The 16,238-nt window shown below is 74.9% G+C and carries 14 protein-coding genes; 6 read left to right on the top strand and 8 right to left on the bottom strand.

The annotated features are described in order from the left end of the window. Window positions 1-128: 128 nt before the first annotated feature. The 5 genes from LZF96_RS15710 to LZF96_RS15690 all read right to left on the bottom strand — a co-directional run bounded on the left by LZF96_RS15710 (window position 129) and on the right by LZF96_RS15690 (window position 7,642). Window positions 129-1,175 (bottom strand): YafY family protein, encoded by a 1,047-nt coding sequence (locus LZF96_RS15710; protein WP_233872116.1) that lies wholly within the window; start codon window positions 1,173-1,175, stop codon window positions 129-131. Window positions 1,176-1,329: 154 nt separating this feature from the next. Further along, a complete protein-coding gene (sucB, locus tag LZF96_RS15705) occupies window positions 1,330-3,108 on the bottom strand; it encodes a 2-oxoglutarate dehydrogenase, E2 component, dihydrolipoamide succinyltransferase (RefSeq protein ID WP_233872113.1) in 1,779 nt (592 codons plus the stop codon). Window positions 3,109-3,164: 56 nt separating this feature from the next. Further along, the gene (lpdA, locus tag LZF96_RS15700) at window positions 3,165-4,553 is read right to left on the bottom strand and encodes a dihydrolipoyl dehydrogenase (RefSeq protein ID WP_233872111.1); all 1,389 of its coding nucleotides are present in this window, start codon (window positions 4,551-4,553) and stop codon (window positions 3,165-3,167) included. A gap of 411 nt (window positions 4,554-4,964) precedes the next feature. Next, the gene (locus tag LZF96_RS15695; RefSeq protein WP_233872108.1) at window positions 4,965-6,560 is read right to left on the bottom strand and encodes a leucyl aminopeptidase; all 1,596 of its coding nucleotides are present in this window, start codon (window positions 6,558-6,560) and stop codon (window positions 4,965-4,967) included. Between the two features lie 167 nt (window positions 6,561-6,727). Next, window positions 6,728-7,642: an adenosylcobinamide-GDP ribazoletransferase gene (locus LZF96_RS15690; protein ID WP_233872105.1), complete on the bottom strand. Its 915-nt coding sequence runs from the start codon at window positions 7,640-7,642 to the stop codon at window positions 6,728-6,730. A gap of 149 nt (window positions 7,643-7,791) precedes the next feature. Between LZF96_RS15690 and LZF96_RS15685 the strand changes: the two genes are divergently transcribed. Continuing rightward, on the top strand, window positions 7,792-8,589 hold the full coding sequence (locus tag LZF96_RS15685) for a hypothetical protein (protein ID WP_233872102.1): 798 nt from the start codon (window positions 7,792-7,794) through the stop codon (window positions 8,587-8,589). Between the two features lie 31 nt (window positions 8,590-8,620). On the opposite strand, the gene cobT is transcribed toward LZF96_RS15685, so the two are convergent. Both cobT and LZF96_RS15675 read right to left on the bottom strand, forming a co-directional pair. After that, window positions 8,621-9,895 (bottom strand): nicotinate-nucleotide--dimethylbenzimidazole phosphoribosyltransferase, encoded by a 1,275-nt coding sequence (gene cobT / locus LZF96_RS15680; protein WP_233872099.1) that lies wholly within the window; start codon window positions 9,893-9,895, stop codon window positions 8,621-8,623. 47 nt (window positions 9,896-9,942) lie between these two features. After that, entirely contained in the window at window positions 9,943-11,142 is a 1,200-nt protein-coding gene (locus LZF96_RS15675) for a bifunctional adenosylcobinamide kinase/adenosylcobinamide-phosphate guanylyltransferase (protein ID WP_233872095.1), read from the bottom strand. 96 nt (window positions 11,143-11,238) lie between these two features. Here LZF96_RS15675 and LZF96_RS15670 point away from each other — a divergent pair, with 96 nt between their 5' ends. Next, window positions 11,239-11,469, top strand: a complete 231-nt coding sequence (locus LZF96_RS15670) for a hypothetical protein (RefSeq protein ID WP_233872092.1) — start codon at window positions 11,239-11,241, stop codon at window positions 11,467-11,469. A gap of 134 nt (window positions 11,470-11,603) precedes the next feature. Here LZF96_RS15670 and LZF96_RS15665 read toward each other — a convergent pair whose 3' ends face one another. Next, a complete protein-coding gene (locus tag LZF96_RS15665; protein WP_233872089.1) occupies window positions 11,604-12,200 on the bottom strand; it encodes a DUF3043 domain-containing protein in 597 nt (198 codons plus the stop codon). A 374-nt stretch (window positions 12,201-12,574) separates the two neighbouring features. On the opposite strand from LZF96_RS15665, the gene LZF96_RS15660 reads away from it, so the two are divergent. From LZF96_RS15660 to LZF96_RS15645, 4 genes are all read left to right on the top strand, one after another. Next, on the top strand, window positions 12,575-13,354 hold the full coding sequence (locus tag LZF96_RS15660) for a PspA/IM30 family protein (protein WP_233872258.1): 780 nt from the start codon (window positions 12,575-12,577) through the stop codon (window positions 13,352-13,354). 287 nt (window positions 13,355-13,641) lie between these two features. Next, the gene (locus LZF96_RS15655; protein ID WP_233872255.1) at window positions 13,642-13,938 is read left to right on the top strand and encodes a hypothetical protein; all 297 of its coding nucleotides are present in this window, start codon (window positions 13,642-13,644) and stop codon (window positions 13,936-13,938) included. A gap of 104 nt (window positions 13,939-14,042) precedes the next feature. Beyond that, window positions 14,043-15,485, top strand: coding sequence for a histidine kinase (locus LZF96_RS15650; protein WP_233872086.1), 1,443 nt, complete (start codon window positions 14,043-14,045; stop codon window positions 15,483-15,485). After that, on the top strand, window positions 15,482-16,237 hold the full coding sequence (locus tag LZF96_RS15645; RefSeq protein ID WP_233872083.1) for a response regulator transcription factor: 756 nt from the start codon (window positions 15,482-15,484) through the stop codon (window positions 16,235-16,237). The genes LZF96_RS15650 and LZF96_RS15645 overlap by 4 nt, the downstream gene beginning before the upstream one ends. Window position 16,238: the final 1 nt, after the last annotated feature.

Raw genomic sequence — 16,238 nt, 5'->3', positions numbered from 1 at the left:
CGGCCGGTGTCGGGGCCGATGACGGCGGTTGGGCGGGGTGGCCGGGGCCGCTCGAAGCGGCCGTGCCCGACGCGGTCGTCGATCCCCGCGCCGGGCCCGGGACGCCTCCGGCACCGGATGGGGGTTTTTTACAGGGCCGGGTCGGGTGGGGGCGGTGCGACCGGGTCGGGTGGGGGCGGTGCGACCCGGTCGGGTGGGGGGTAGAGGGCGGCGGCGCGGTGCAGGAGGTCGGTCAGGCGGGCGCGGAACCCCGGCGGGGCCAGCGCCTCGGCCTCCGGCCCCAGCCGGAGCACCTGGTCGGCGGCGACCTCCACCGACTCCACGGCCAGGACGACCGTCCGTCGGCCCGTCGGGTCCGGCGGTTCGGCGGACGCCAGCGCCTCCTCGGCGGCCCGCCGGTCGGTGACGTGCGGCAGCCGACGGGCCCCGGCCTCCGTGAGCCGCACCACGACGGTCTCCCGCAGCAGTGAGCGGGCGAACTCCACCGCCCGCCGTTCCCACAGCGCCGCCAGGTCCAGCCCGGGGTCCCGCTCGAAGCGGGCCCCGGTCGGCTCGGCGGCGAGAAACCTTTCGGCGCGATAGGTCCGGTGGTCGTCCGTCCCGCTCCCGGCGGGGCGGGCGACGAGGTACCAGACACCCGCCTTGAGCACCAGGCCGTGCGGTTCCAGCGGTCGCTCCACCACCTCGCCGTCACCGCGCCGGTAGCGGCAGGACAGGCGCAGGTCGTCGCGGACGGCCCCGGCCAGCACGGACAGCAGCGGGGGAGTGGGGGCGGAACGCCACCAGTCGGGGGCGTCCAGGTGGAAGCGCTCGGCGGTCCGGCGGCCGAGGTCGGCCGCCTCCGGTCCCAGCGCGGCGGCCAGTTTGAGCCGGGCCGGACCCGCGGCGCCGTCCAGCCCGAGGTCGCGGACGGCGGCGGGTACCGCCGAGAGCAGCAGCGCGGCGGCCTCCCGGCCGTCCAGGCCGGTCAGTCGGGTCCGGTAGCCGGCCACCAGGGAGTAGCCGCCCGCTCGTCCGCGCTCCGCGAGCACCGGGATGCCGGCCTCGGCCAGGGCCGTGACGTCCCGGGCCACCGTGCGTTCGGAGACCTCCAGCTCGGCGGCGAGCTCGGCGGCGGTCATCCGGTGGCGTTGCTGGAGGAGCAGGACCAGGTGGATCAACCGGGCGGCACGCACGGCACCATCCTGCCCCGGGACCGGAGGGGCCGGGCGGTTCGGGGCCGGCCTCGGCGACCGGTACCCGGGGTTCGGCGACCGGTCGGCCCCGGACGCGACGGTGCCCCGTCGGTCCGCGGGGGACCGACGGGGCACCGTCGAGCGGGCGGGGAGGTTACAGCCCCAGCTCGCCCTCGAACCCGCCCGCCTCCAGGCGGGTCTTGATCTCGTTGAGGTAGCGGGCCGCGTCCGCGCCGTCCACCAGCTGGTGGTCGTAGGACAGGGTCAGGTAGACCATGTCGCGGATGGCGATGGTCTCGCCCAGCTCCGGGTGGTCGATGACCACCGGGCGGCGCACGGTGGCGCCGATCCCCAACTCGGCGACCTGCGGGTAGTTCACGATGATCGTGTCGAACAGCGCGCCCCGCGAACCGGTGTTGCTGATGGTGAAGGTGCCGCCGGACATGTCGTCCGGGCTCAGCTTGCCGCTGCGCACCTTGCCCGCCAGCTCGGCGGTCCGCTTGGCGATCCCGGCCAGGCTGAGGTCGCCCGCGTCCTTGATCACCGGGACCATCAGGCCCTTCTCCGAGTCCACCGCGATGCCGACGTTCTCGACGTCGTGGTAGGTCACGGTGCCGTCGTCGTTGATCCGGGCGTTGATGACCGGGTGGGCCTTCAGCGCCTCGGCGGCGGCCTTGACGAAGAACGGCATCGGGGAGAGCTTGACGCCCTCGCGGGCCAGGAAGTCCTCCTTGGCCCGGGCGCGCAGGCGCATGACCCGGGTGACGTCGACCTCGACGACGGAGGACAGCTGCGCCTGGTTGTGCAGCGCCTTCATCATGTTCTCGGCGATGACCTTGCGGATGCGGGTCATCTTGACCGTCTTGCCGCGCAGCTCCGCCGCGGCGGCGGGCACGGCCGCCGGGGCGGAAGGAGCGGAGGGGGCGGCGGCCGGGGCCGGCCGCTCCTTCGCCGCACGGGCCTCCTCGGCGGCCGACAGCACATCCTGCTTGCGGATGCGGCCGCCGACACCGGTGCCCTTGACGGTGGACAGGTCCACGTCGTGCTCGCCGGCGAGCTTGCGCACCAGCGGGGTGACGTAGGCGCCGTCGGTCCCCGGAGCGGGGGCGGCGGGCTTGGCCGCCGGGGCGGGGGCCGACGCGGGCTCCCGCTTCGGCTCGGCCTTCGGCTGCTCGGCCCGCGGCGCGGGGGCCGGGGCGGGCTTCTCCTCGGCCTTCGGCGCGGGCGCGGGCTCGGGCTTCGGTTCGGCCTTCGGCTGCTCGGCGGCGGGGGCCGGGGCGGCACCCTTCTCGCCGACCACCGCGAGCCGCGCGCCGACCTCGGCGGTTTCGTCCTCGCCGACCAGGATCTCCAGCAGGGTCCCGGAGACGGGGGAGGGGATCTCGGTGTCGACCTTGTCGGTGGAGACCTCGAGCAGTGGCTCGTCGGCCTCGACCTCCTCGCCGAGTTCCTTGAGCCAACGGGTGACGGTGCCCTCGGTGACGGACTCGCCCAGCGCGGGCAGGGTCACGTCGGTGCCCTGCGCCGAACCGCCGGAGTCGGCCGATTCGGCCGCTTCGGGGGCCGGGCCGGAGTAGTCCGCTCCGGAGGAGGAGGCGGAGGAACCGGCGGGCTCGGAGGAGGTGGAGGCGGCCGGCTCGGCCTCCGGCTCGGGAGCGGACTCCTCCGCCGGGGCCGGGGCGGAGTCGTCGCCGGTGCCGTCGTCGATGATCGCCAGCTCGGCGCCCACCTCGACGGTCTCGTCCTCGGCGACCTTGATGGCGGAGAGCACGCCGGCCGCCGGAGCGGGGATCTCGGTGTCGACCTTGTCGGTGGAGACCTCGAGCAGTGGCTCGTCGGCCTCGACCCGTTCACCCTCGGCCTTCAGCCAACGGGTGACGGTGCCCTCGGAGACGCTCTCGCCGAGCGCCGGAAGGGTTACGGAAACCGCCATGGTTTCGGTTGCTCCTTACGGGAAGTACGGATGGGGGCGCGCCTCGGGCGGGCCGGTCAGTCGTGCGAGTGCAGCGGCTTGCCGGCCAGCGCCAGGTGCGCCTCGCCGAGGGCCTCGTTCTGGGTCGGGTGCGCGTGGATCAGCTGCGCGACCTCGGCGGGCAGCGCTTCCCAGTTGTAGATCAGCTGGGCCTCGCCCACCTGCTCGCCGAGCCGGTCGCCGACCATGTGCACACCGACGACGGCGCCGTCACGGACCTGGACGAGCTTGATCTCGCCCTGGGTCTTCAGGATCTTGCTCTTGCCGTTGCCGCCCAGGTTGTACTTGAGGGTGACGACCTTGTCGGCGCCGTACAGCTCCTTGGCCTTGGCCTCGGTGATGCCGACGGAGGCGACCTCGGGGTGGGAGTAGGTGACCCGGGGGACGCCGTCGTAGTCGATCGGCACCGGGTTCTGTCCGGCGAGCCGCTCGGCCACCAGGATGCCCTCGGCGAAGCCGACGTGCGCCAGCTGGAGGGTCGGGATGAGGTCTCCGACCGCCGAGATGGTGTCGATGTTCGTGCGGCAGTGCTCGTCGACGGTCACATAGCCGCGGTCCATCGCGACCCCGACCTCCTCGTAACCCAGGCCCTGCGAGACCGGGCCGCGACCAATGGCCACCAGCAGCAGTTCGGCCTCGAAGGTCTTGCCGTTGGCCAGCGAGACCTTCACGCCGTCGTCGGTGTACTCGGCCTTCTCGAAGAAGGAGCCCAGGGAGAAGGCGATGCCGCGCTTGCGGAAGGCGCGCTCCAGCAGCTTGGAGCTGTTCTCGTCCTCGGCCGGCACCAGGTGCGGGAGGCCCTCGACGATGGTGACCTCGCTGCCGAAGGAGCGCCACGCGGAGGCGAACTCGCAGCCGATGACGCCGCCGCCCAGGATGACGACCGACTTCGGCACCCGGTCCAGCTTCAGGGCGTGGTTGGAGGAGATGACGCGGTCGCCGTCGATCTCCAGGCCCGGCAGGGACTTGGGCACCGAGCCGGTCGCCAGCAGGATGTGGCGGCCGGTGTAGCGCTCGCCGTTCACGTCCACCGAGGTGGCGGAGGAGAGGCGGCCCTCCCCCTGGACGTAGGTGATCTTCCGGGAGGCCACCAGGCCCTGCAGGCCCTTGTAGAGGCCGGAGACCACGCCGTCCTTGTAGGAGTGCACCTTGGGCATGTCGATGCCCTCGAAGGTGCTCTTCACGCCGAACTGCTCGCCCTCACGGGCGGCGTCGGCGACCTCACCGGCGTGCAGCAGTGCCTTGGTGGGGATGCAGCCGTAGTGCAGGCAGGTGCCGCCGAGCTTGTCCTTCTCGATCAGGGCGACGTCCAGCCCGAGCTGCGACGCGCGCAGGGCCGCGGCGTAGCCGCCGCTCCCGCCGCCGAGGATCACTAGGTCGAAAACGGTGCTGGCGTCGTTCGCCACGTCACGTCCTCCATGCATGGGGTTCGCCGGATCCGGTCGCCCATGACCGTTCCGGCGGATGTGTGTGCGCCGCTGGAAAAACGGCTAGTGGTGACTCGTACTCCCGTTCAGCGGATGAGCCGGGCCCCTGTCCTGCCGGAACACCATCTTCGCACCTGTCCGGGGCCGGCGGGACGCGGGGCCGTCGGACGAAGTGGTGCCGAATGGTGTTCATCGGGCATTGCGGGCGGTTCTCGGGCGCAGTCGTGCCGATTACCCGTCGGTAGTACCACTCGGTGCCGCTCGGTGGCGTTCCACACCGCCCACCGACATCCCCGACCGTCCGCCGATCCCCGCCACCCGCCCGCCGGGCCGGCGATCCGCCGCCCGCCGGTGCCGACGCGGGGTCGGCACCGGCGGGACGTGCCGGTGTCAGCCCGGCAGGCCGTCCTCGGCCACCCGCTCGATCAGCCGCACCAGGGTGCGCACGGACGAGCCGGTGCCGCCCTTGGGGGTGTAGCCGAAGGGGGAGCCGTCGTTGAAGGCCGGACCGGCGATGTCCAGGTGCGCCCACGGGGTGCCGTCGGCGACGAACTCCTTCAGGAACAGCCCGGCCGACAGGCCGCCGCCCATCCGGTCGCCCACGTTGGCGATGTCCGCCACCGAGGACTTCAGGCCCTCCATCAGGTCCTCCGTCAGCGGCATCGGCCACGACTGCTCGCCGACCTCGCCCGCGATCCCGTGCACCAGGTCGCGGAAGGAGTCCTCGTTGGACATGACGCCGAAGGTCCGCTTGCCCAGCGCCACCACCATCGCGCCGGTCAGCGTCGCCACGTCCACCAGCGCGTCCGGGGAATCCTCGCCCGCGCGCGCCAGGGCGTCGGCCATCACCAGCCGCCCCTCGGCGTCGGTGTTGAGCACCTCCACCGTCTTGCCGCTGTACATGGTCAGCACGTCGCCCGGACGGGTCGCCGAACCGGAGGGCATGTTCTCGGCCAGCGCCAGCCAGCCGGTCACGTTGACCCGCAGGCCCAGCCGCGCCGCCGAGACCACGGCGGCGAAGACCGCCGCCGCGCCCGCCATGTCGCATTTCATGGTCTCGTTGGACCCGGCCGGCTTCAGCGAGATGCCGCCGGAGTCGTAGGTGATGCCCTTGCCGATCAGCGCCAGCGAGTGCTGCGCCTTGGAGTGCCGCCAGGTCAGCCGGACCAGCCGGGGCGGGCTCTGGGAACCCTGGCCCACGCCCATGATGCCGCCGTAGCCGCCCTTGCCCAGGGCCTGCTCGTCCAGCACCTCGATCTTCAGGCCGTGCTCCTTGGCGGCCGTACCCGCCAGAGCGGCGAACTCCGCCGGGTTCAGGGCGTTCGGCGGGGTGTTGACCAGGTCCCTGGCCCGGGCGATCTCCTGCGCGAGCACCTCGGCCCGCTCGGCGACCGCCTTCAGCTCCGAGCCCTTGGCGCTCTTGGCGTCCAGACCCGCGATCGTCACCTCGGCGAGCGGCGCGGAGGCGTCCCGGCCGTCCTCCTTGCGCCCCCGACCGAACCGCCGGCCCCGACCGGACTTCCCGTCGCCGTCCTCCCCGGCGCCCCGGAACTCGGTGAAGGCGTAGGAACCCAGCAGCGCCCCCTCGGCCACCGCGGCGACCGCGGCCGGGTCCGAGGAGGACAGCGCGAAGGCGGCGTGCCCGGTGCCGGTCAGCGCGCGGGCCGCCGCGCCGGCCGCCCGCCGCAGCGTCTCGGTCGCCGGGGCGGTGTCGTCGGCCGGCGCCGGACCGAGCCCGACCGCCACCAGCAGGTCCGCCTCGAAGCCCTCGGGCGCCGGCAGCTTGGTGATCTCGCTCTCGGCGCCGGTGGCCCCGAGCGTGGTCAGCAGCGCGGCCAACCGGCCGCCGAAGGCGGCGTCCACGGCGTCCGAGGCCTCGACACCGGGTGTCGGCAGCGGGCCGTCCCCGCCCTTGACGACGCCGATCACCACGGCGTCCGCACGCACTTTCGCGGCGGTGGAGGAACTGAGGGTCAGTGCAGTCACGGTGAGGAGAGTCCTGTTCGTTTCGATGATGGATCGTCCGGACACCGGAGGGGGATCCCGGGAGGGTCGCCCCCGGGGCCGCGCTCCGGGCTCCCGAGCCTACGCCCCGCCCCACCGGCACCGCTCGGCCGACACCTCCTGTCGGAGCAGCCCGGGTCACCCCCGCGTCACCCCGCGGCGATCCCCGCGGCCACCGCCGCGACGACCAGTGCCGTGGTCGTCGCGCTCTCCGCCAGCGCCCCGAAGACGTCCCCCGTCACCCCGCCCAACCGGCGACGGCAGCGTCGCAGCACCGCCTCGGAGACCACCGTTCCACAGATCACCACCGCCGCGCCGGCCACCCCGCCGAGCACCGCGCCACCGACCCCGCCGGCCGGGACGCCGGGCGGGCCCGCGGCCCCCGCCACCGCGCCGGCGCCCGCGCCGAGCAGTGTCACCGCGCCCGTCCGCAGCATCGCCCCCGTCCTCGGCACCGTGCCCGCCACCATCGCGCCCAGCCCGCCGGGGCGGGCCGCCGGCACCCCCCGGCGCGCGGCCAGGGTCAGGGCCGTCCGGCCGGTGACGTGCGCGAGGCACACCGCCGTCGCTCCCATCGCCCAGCCGTGTGCGAACAGCGCCTGCGCAGCCGCCACCTGACCCAGCAGCACCAGGACCAGGGTCACCACGCCGAACGGTCCGATGTCCGAGCGCTTCATGATCCGCAACGCCTCGTCGGCGGGTTTCCCGCTGCCCAGCCCGTCGGCCACGTCGGCCAGCCCGTCCAGGTGCAGGCCGCGGGTCAGGACGGCCGGCACCGCCACGGCGGCCACCGCGCCGAGCAGTGTCCCCGTCCCGGCCGCCACCGCTCCGGCCCCGGCCGTCCCCGCCGCGACGCCCACGACCAGACCCGCCAACGGTGCCCAGCCCATCCCGGCCCGGGCCGCCGCCCGGTCCCAGCGCCGTACCCGCACCGGCAGGATCGTCAGGGTGCCCAGCGCGAACCGGGGACCGTCCGTGGGGCCCGGCCGCCCCGGGCTCCCGGCCCCGGCATCGGGCTCGCCGGCGGGCGGGTGATCGGGGGGCGGCTGCGGCGTGGCGTCCATGGCCGGGCAGCGTAGCCGCCGCACCCTTGGCGGCCATGGAGTGGTTCCCGCCCCCGGCCCGCCCTTCCCCCGGATCCCTCTTCCCGGCGGCGTTCCCCCCGGGCCCCGCCCCGATCCCGTCGGGTGACCCCGGAGGGGCGTCCCTGGCCGTGGCCGCCACGGATCGACCCGCGCTGTTGTGGGCGTTCGCCGCCTTCCTGCTGACCTTCGCCGGGGTCCGCCTGGTCACCCGGATGATCCGCGCCGGACGCGGACCCTTCCGGAACGTGTCCACCGGCGGACTGCACGTCCACCACGCGGTGCCCGGCGTGGTGCTCATGACGGTCGGCGGCTTCGGCGCGGTGGCCGCCGGCGACGACGGATGGCCCGCCGTGGTCTGCGCCGTGGTCTTCGGCGCCGGGGCGGGCCTGGTGCTCGACGAGTTCGCCCTGATCCTGCACCTGTCCGACGTCTACTGGAGCGACGAGGGGCGGCGCAGCGTGGAGGTGGTCGCGCTGACGGCCGCCGGGGTCGGACTGGTGCTGGCCGGCTATCTGCCCCTGGGCGTGGAGAACCTGACCGAGGAACAGTCGCGCAACGGCTGGGCGGTCACCGGCACGGTCCTGTTCCATTTCGGGTGCGCGCTGGTCGCGCTGATCAAGGGCAAGCCGTGGATGGCCGTGGTGGGGGTGCTGGTCCCGTTCGTCGCGCTGGTGGGCGCGGTACGGCTGGCCCGACCCGCCTCGCCCTGGGCCCGTCGCCGCTACCGGGGTCGCCGGGCCCGCGCCATGACACGGGCCCGGCGACGGGCCGAGCGGCACGACCGCCGCTGGGATCCGGCACTGCGGCGGATCTCCGACCTCCTGGGCGGCACGCCGGACGAGGAGATCCCGGCCCCGACCCCGGTGACCGGTGGGGCGGCGGGGGACGGCGGAGCCCCGGCGAGCCCGCCCCGGCGGACCCCGTGAGCCCGCGCACGGGGTCCGGGGCCGGGCGGGGTCAGGCGGGACCGGGGTGGGCCGGGCGCCGGGGAGGGGCCCCCTCCCCGGCGCCCGCGTCCGGGGTGGGCCCGCCGGGGGCTCCGACGGGCTCCGACGGCGCGGCGTCCCGGGAATCCTCCCCGGGGGCGGTGTCCGCGATGTCGCCGCCGGCCCCGTCCTCATCCGCCCCGTTCCCATCGACCCCGGCGTCGGCATCCCCCGCCGGGGCACCGGTCCCGGAGCCGGCCGGCACCGGCGCCTCGGCGGTCAGGGCGGCGGCGGAGAGCACCACCGGCAGCGCGAGCAACGCGCCCACCCCCTCCCCGGTGGTCACCCCGAGGTCCGTCACCGGCTCCAGATTCATCCGGTCCAGCGCCTTGGCCTGTCCCGGCTCGCTCCCGGCGTGACCGGCCAGCCACCAGTCCGGCGCCCGGAAGGCGATCCGCTGCGCCAGCAGCGCGCAGGCGGTGGTGACCACGCCGTCCAGGAGCACCGGGGTGCGCCGCACCGCCGCCTGCAACAGGAAGCCGGTCATCGCGGCGAGGTCGGCGCCCCCCACCGCGGCCAGCAGGCGCACCTGGTCGCCGAGCACGGGACGGGCGCGCCGCAGTCCGTCGCGGATCGCGGCACACTTGCGCATCCAGAGGGCGTCGTCGATCCGCAGTCCGCCGCGCCCGGTGACCACCGAGGCGTCGGTACCGCACAGCGCCCCCGTGAGCACCGCGGCGGCGGTGGTGCCGCCGACCGACAGGTCACCGAGCACGATCAGGTCGGTGCCCGAGTCGGCCTCCTCGTCGGCGATCGCCATGCCGGTGCGGAAGGCCCGCTCGGCCTCCTCCCGGGTGAGCGCGTCCTCCACGTCCAGCCGGCCGGACCCCCGACGCACCCGATGCCGAGTCACCTCCTCGGGCAGACCCAGCGGGTCGCAGTCCAGGGCCATGTCCACGACCCGCACCGACACCCCCGAGCGCCGGGCCAGGATCGCCGCCGGGCTCCCGCCGTCCAACAGCGCGCGGACCAGCAGGTGGGCACCGGCCACCGGGCGGGCGGAGACCCCGGCCCGGGCCACGCCGTGGTCGCCGGCGAAGACCACCAGACGGGGGCGCTCGATCGCGGAGGCAGGGGAACGGCCCTGCACCCCGGCCAGCCACACCCCGAGGTCGTCGAGGCGGCCGAGGGCCCCGGTACCCGGTGCCCGGGCCGCCCGCAGGGACTCGGCGGCGCGTCGCACGGCCGCGTCCGGACGCTTGATCAGATCGCCGAAGACGTCGAGGTCGAGACTGCCGTCACTCATGCGCCCGAGCGTACCCGCGGCGGGTCGCCGACTCCGCCCGGAGGGGCTCAACCGCGCAGTGGCAGGGCGGTTCCGGCCACCACCAGCAGCACCTGTTCGCACTCGGCGGCGACCGCCGCGTTCAACCGGCCCAACTCGTCGCGGAACCGCCGCCCGGCCGGTGTCGCGGGCACCACCCCCGACCCCACCTCGTTGCTCACCGCCACCACCGTGCGGGGGGTGTGCCGGATGGCGTCGGCCAACTCCCCGATCCGCCGTCGCACCTCCGTCGCGGCCCCGTTCCGCCAACGGTCCTCCTCCCAGGCGCCGGCGGTGTCCATGACGGCGGTCAGCCACAGCGACAGGCAGTCCACCAGCAACGGGGGGCCCTCGGCCCGCAGCAGTGGCACCGGATCCCGGGTCTCCTCGGTGGTCCAGCCGGCCGGTCGGCGCTCGCGGTGCGTCCGCACCCGTTCCCCCCACTCGGCGTCACCCGCCCGCCCACCGCCGGTCGCCGCGTAGACCACCTCGGGGAAGGTCTCCAACCGTCGTTCCGCCTCCAGGGACTTGCCCGATCGGGCGCCGCCCAGCACCAGGGTGCGGCGCGGGACCACGGGGGCGGGTACCGGGCCGTCGGTGGCGAACACCGCTCCGTCCGGCGCGGCCCTGGCCCCGGCGGCGGCCAGTCGGCGGTGCAACTCGGGTCCCGGCGGTACGTCGTGGTCGAGGTGGACGGCCACCAGATCCGTGGCCGGACCGATCGCCCCGCCGGCCCGCAACCGGGCCACCGCGTCCGGGCGTTTGACCACGTCCACCAGGCACAACTCCAGCGGTGTCCGGTCGGTGCGCTCCCCGGCCGGTCCGGCGCCGGGCGGCAGGTACAGCAACCGGTGGCCGTCCGGGCCGGTCACCGCGTAGCCGGTGCCGGGGGAGTCCGGGGCCACGGCCCGGACCCGGTGTCCGGTCAACAGCGCCAACTCCTCCCCGGCCGGCAGTCGCACGGCGGGCGGCAGGTCGCCGGGGAACTCGGGCACCGGGCCGTCGTGCGGGTGGGCGAGCACCACCTGCCGCACGCCGTGCAGCGTGCGGCCCGCCCTGGCGGCGGCCAGCGCCGCGCCCGGAGTGAGATCCAACAGCAACACGCCGTCCACCAGGACCGAGGTGGCGGCCCGGGCCTCGGGGCCGAGAGCGCGGGCGCAGGCCGCGCAGGAACAGTCGGGCCGCGGCAGCCCGGTGGGCGCGCCGGTGCCGAGCAGGGTGATGTCCACCCCTCGATCCTGCCGCCTGTCCACCCCTTCGCGCTCGGAGGGCTACTCTTCCGGGCAGTGTTCCCAGAACATCACCGACGACCCCGGGAGGCGCGCATGGCCTGGCAGTGGCGGTTCGAGAAGGCGGACGGGACCGAGCACCCACCCGCCGATCCGCCGGGCGGGTTCGGCACCCAGGGCGATGCCGAGAGCTGGTTGGGGGAGAACTGGCAGGGTCTCGCGGAGGAGGGCATCGACCGGGTCGTCCTGCTGGAGGACGACGCGGTGGTGTACGGGCCGATGGGCCTGCACGCGGAGGACCCGCCCGCCGACGTGCCCGACGCGTAGCCCCCGATCCGGGACCCGGCCGCGTCGGTGCGGACCCGCACGGCGAGGGGGCGGTCGCGACGGATGTCGCGACCGCCCCCTCGGACGTTTCCCGGACCCGACGGGGCCCGTGCCGATGCCCCGTCGGGACGGTGTCAGCGTGGCGACTCGCCGCGCTTGACCTGCGGCTTGGGCAGCCGCAGGCGCCGCACCTGGAGGGTACGCATCAGCGCGTAGGGGAAGGCGCCCTTGTGGCTCTCGTTCGGGAAGCGCTCGTTGAGGGCCCGCTTGAGGCGGAAGCGCAGCGCCACCCAGTCGGCGATCATGGCCAGGATGATGCCCATCCACAACAACAGCGCGAACGGCTGCTGGCCCGGCACCATCGAGAGCACCAGGATGATGATCGCGTAGATCAGGAAGTACTCGGCGACGTGCCAGCGGGTGTCCACGAAGTCGCGGGCGAATCGGCGCACCGGACCCCGGTCCCGGTGGGGGAGGAACTCCTCCCGGCCGGTGACCAGCGCCTCGCGCTGCTTCTCCATGGCCCTGCGGCGCGCCTCGCGGGCCCGGCGGGCAGCCTCCTTGCGGTCGGCCGGCGGGCGCGCCGAGGCCTTGCGCAGGGCCTCGGCCTCGCTGCGCTTGGGGGTCGGGCGGCCCTTGGGGGCCTGCGGATCCCGGATCCGCGCCTCCTCCTCCGCGGCGGTCTCGGCGGCCGGTGACGACTGGTTTTCTTTCGAGCGGCTTCGGAACACACGCCCAGGGTAAGCGGTGCCCCCCTTCCGCGGACCCCCCGGTGGGGCACGATCCGGCACCGATGCCCGCACCGTTCGATCACCCTTCGGTCACCGGCGGTTCCCCGGCACGTGTCGTTCCGACGCGCGCGCCGACGCGCGCGGGACACCCCGCCCCGGGCGCCCCGGGGCGGGAGTGACGGGCGGGCCCGCCCGGGGGATCCCCCGTCATCCTCCGGCGGTAGGCCGGCCGGGGTGATCGTCCCGCAGGAGGAGCCCTTTCGGAGGCATCCGGTGCTCTTATGGAGGTGGGACCCGTAGGGTAGTAGGGGTACCAGGAACGGTGAACACTCGAGGCAGTCCGAAGGGGGCGCGCGAGACCCATGAGCGGTGTCATGAAGCGGATGGGGATGATCTTCCGCGCGAAGGCCAACAAGGCCCTGGACCGGGCGGAGGATCCGCGCGAGACGCTCGACTACTCGTACCAGAAGCAGCTCGAGCTGCTCCAGAAGGTACGGCGCGGTGTGGCGGACGTGGCCACCTCCCGCAAGCGACTGGAGTTGCAGCTCAACCAGCTGCGCGGCCAGTCCGACAAACTGGAGGACCAGGGCAAGAAGGCGTTGGCGCTGGGGCGCGAGGACCTGGCCCGCGAGGCGCTCACCCGCCGCGCAGGGCTCCAGCAGCAGGTCACCGACCTGGAGACGCAGCACCGGACCCTCCAGGGCGAGGAGGAGAAGCTGACGCTGGCCGCCCAGCGGCTGCAGGCCAAGGTGGACGCCTTCCGCACCCGGAAGGAGACCATCAAGGCCACCTACAGCGCGGCCCAGGCGCAGACCCGGATCGGTGAGGCGTTCTCCGGCATCTCCGAGGAGATGGGCGACGTCGGCATGGCGATCCAGCGTGCCGAGGACCGCACCCAGGAACTCCAGGCGCGTTCCGGCGCGATCGACGAGCTGTTGGCCTCCGGTGCCCTGGACGATGTCACCGGCACCTCCAAGGACAACCTCAGTGCCGAGCTGGACCGGGTCTCCGGCGACGCCGGCGTGGAGCTGGAGCTGGAGCGGATGAAGGCCGAGCTGTCCGGGGGAAGCGCCGAGCGTCAGGCACTGGAGGGCGGCGCCGGTGGGGCCGACCGGGCCGCGCAGCAGGACCCCCGGTTCGACAAGCAGCAGTGATCCGACGGTCGGTCCGCCGGCGGTGATCGCCGTCCGTCACCCCTCGGGGGTGACGGCGGCGTCGTCCGCCGGCCCGGCGTCCGAACGCCGGTGTCCCGGTTCCCCGGCTCGTCCGGGGTCCGGTACCCGGCCGGTCGCCCCGCACGGTCGTCCCGTGCCCCGTCCGGGGGCGCGCGGCGGGCGTGTGGTCGGGGGCGACGGGGGAGCGGTCCGGTAGGACCGTGCCACCGCGCGCATCCCCGAGCAGCAGACGAAGCGTGCAGGCAGCCCGTAGCAAGGAGCGCGGTGTGATCGTACGGATCATGGGGGAGGGGCAGGTCCGGCTGGACGACAGCCACTTCCCCAAGCTGAACGAGCTCGACGACGAGCTCATGACCGAGGTGGAGCAGGGCGACCACGAGGGGTTCCGACGGACCCTGGCGGCCCTGCTGGAGGCGGTGCGCTCGATGGGCACCCCGTTGCCGGACGACTCCCTGGAGCCGTCCGAGCTGATCCTCCCCGCCCCGGAGGCCACCATCGAGGAGGTCCGGGCCATGTTGTCGGAGGAGGGCCTGATCCCCCTCGAACCGCCGGCCCGGTCCTGATGCGTGTCGCGGCGCCCCGTTTCCGTTCCCGGAAGCGGGGCGCCGCCGCGTCGGAACCGGACACACCGGACACACCGGACACGCCGGTCGCCCCCGCGCCCCCGGTGATCCCGCCGGCGCGGACGACCACCGACCCCGGACCGTCGGATCCCCCGCGATCCCCGGCACCGGAGAGGGCCGCCCCCGGCGTCCGACCGGTCGCGCGTCTCCTCCGTCCCGCCGGCCACCCCCTGCTGTCGGTCGGACTCACCGCCGTCACGGCCCTCGCCGTCATCCTGCTGCTCTCGGCGACCGTCCTGCACTACCCCAAGGGCGGGAACGAGATCGGGTTCCGGTCCCTGCCCCCGCACACCGTGCTGTTCGCACTCCTCGCCTGCGCGGCGCTGGTCGCCCGATGTCGGCATCCGCGCGCGGTGCTCGCCGTCACGGTCCCGCTCGCCCTCGTCGAGTGGTCGCTCACCGCCGCGCTGCTCCCGGATGAGCAGCGCAACAACGCACTGGTGGTCGCCCCGGTGATCGCACTCTTCTCGGTCGCGGCGGGCATCGATCGTCCCGCCGCCCGGCGGTCGGTGGCGCTCGCACTGCCCCTGCTCCTCGCCGGCACCCTGCTGCTCGGCCCCCGCCCCTGGTACGCCGCCGACAACGTCGCGGTCCTGGCCTGGGGCCTGATGGCCGTGGCGGCGGGCGAGGCGGTGCGCAGTCGTCGGGCGGTGGTCCGGGCCATCCGGGAGCGCGCCGAGCGGGCGGAGCGCACCCGGGAGGAGGAGGCGCGTCGCCGGGTGGCGGAGGAGCGGTTGCGGATCGCCCGTGAACTGCACGACGTGGTGGCCCACACCATCGCGCTGATCACGGTGCAGGCGGGGGTGGCCTCGCACCTGATGGACAGCAGGCCGGACCGGGCCCGTGAGGCACTGGCCCACGTGCGGGAGGCCGGCCGACGGGCACTGACCGAGTTGAACGGGACGGTGGAGGTGCTGCGCCGACCCGACGAACCCTCCGCCCCCACCCGCCCGGCGGGCGGATCCGCGGACCTCGGCGAACTGGTCGAGGACTTCACCCGTGCCGGGATGCGGGTGTCGGTGCGGGGGCCCGCGCCGGGGCCGGCGCTGCCGGTGGCGGTTGATCTGGCGGTCCACCGCGTGGTGCGGGAGGCGCTGACCAACGTCCACAAGCACGCCGGGGCGACCGCCCGGGCGACGGTGCGGCTGAGCCGCTCGGGCGCGCCGACCGAGCCCCGGTTGACGATCGAGGTCCTCGACGAGGGCCCGCCGGAGTCCGGGGCGGAACCGCCCGGGGGGCCGGTGCCCTCCCCGTCCCCGGAGGCCGTCCCCCACCGGCCGGTGACGGGCGGTCACGGACTGACCGGGATGCGCGAGCGGGCGGCGGCGCTCGGCGGAACCTGTGTGGCCGGCCCGCGACCCGACGGTGGTTTCCGGGTCCTGGTGACACTGCCGCTCCGGCCACCGACGGCCGGCGGAGCGGAGACCGGGGCGGGGGAGCGCCGACTCCGCTGCCTCCTGCCGTGCTGCGGGGAGGAACGGAAATGATCAGGGTGCTGCTCGCCGACGACCAGGTGCTGCTGCGCAGCGCCCTGCGGGTGCTGGTGGAGTCCGAGCCGGACATGACGGTGGTGGGGGAGGCGGGGAACGGTCGCGAGGTGCTGGAGGCGCTGTCCGCCCCGGAGGCCGGGGCGGACCCCGGGGTGGACGTCGTGCTGATGGACATCCGGATGCCCGGCACCGACGGCCTGGAGGCCACCCGGGCGATCGTCGCCGACCCCGCGACGGCGGGGGTGCGGGTCGTCGTGCTCACCACCTTCGAGCAGGACGACCACGTGGTGGCCGCGCTGCGGGCGGGCGCCTCGGGCTTCCTCGGCAAGGGGGCGGAGCCGGAGGAGCTGATCACCGCGATCCGACGGTCGGCGGCGGGGGAGTCGTTGCTCTCACCGGCCGCGACCGGCAGCCTGATCCGGCGGTTCCTGGAACAGGAGGAGGGCCGGTCGGCCGCGTCCCGCGAGCCGGTGGGACTGGAGGCGCTGACGGCCCGGGAACGGGAGGTGCTGGTGGAGGTCGCGGCGGGGTTGTCGAACGACGGGATCGCGGACCGTCTCTCGGTCAGCCCGCTGACGGTCAAGACGCACATCAACCGTCTGCTCACCAAGCTGGGTGCCCGGGACCGCTCCCAACTGGTGATCGCGGCCTACGAGTCGGGTCTGGTGCGGGCCGGCGGCGGGGGTGCCGGGGGAGGTGTGGAGGGAGGCCTCGGCCACGCCGCGCCGAAGGGCGACGCGCCGGCATGAT

This window comes from Streptomyces sp. ST2-7A (assembly GCF_021390475.1).
Taxonomy (GTDB): domain Bacteria; phylum Actinomycetota; class Actinomycetes; order Streptomycetales; family Streptomycetaceae; genus Streptomyces.
Note: the sequence above shows the minus strand (reverse complement) of the source record. Positions and strands in the feature narration are given on the sequence as shown.

Excerpts from the sequence above, each read along its gene's own strand:
- sucB (WP_233872113.1), bottom strand. The coding sequence starts at position 3,108 with ATGGCGGTTTCCGTAACCCTTCCGGCGCTCGGCGAGAGCGTCTCCGAG.
- LZF96_RS15690 (WP_233872105.1), bottom strand. The coding sequence starts at position 7,642 with ATGGACGCCACGCCGCAGCCGCCCCCCGATCACCCGCCCGCCGGCGAG.
- cobT (WP_233872099.1), bottom strand. The coding sequence starts at position 9,895 with ATGAGTGACGGCAGTCTCGACCTCGACGTCTTCGGCGATCTGATCAAG.
- LZF96_RS15670 (WP_233872092.1), top strand. The coding sequence starts at position 11,239 with ATGGCCTGGCAGTGGCGGTTCGAGAAGGCGGACGGGACCGAGCACCCA.
- LZF96_RS15660 (WP_233872258.1), top strand. The coding sequence starts at position 12,575 with ATGAAGCGGATGGGGATGATCTTCCGCGCGAAGGCCAACAAGGCCCTG.
- LZF96_RS15645 (WP_233872083.1), top strand. The coding sequence starts at position 15,482 with ATGATCAGGGTGCTGCTCGCCGACGACCAGGTGCTGCTGCGCAGCGCC.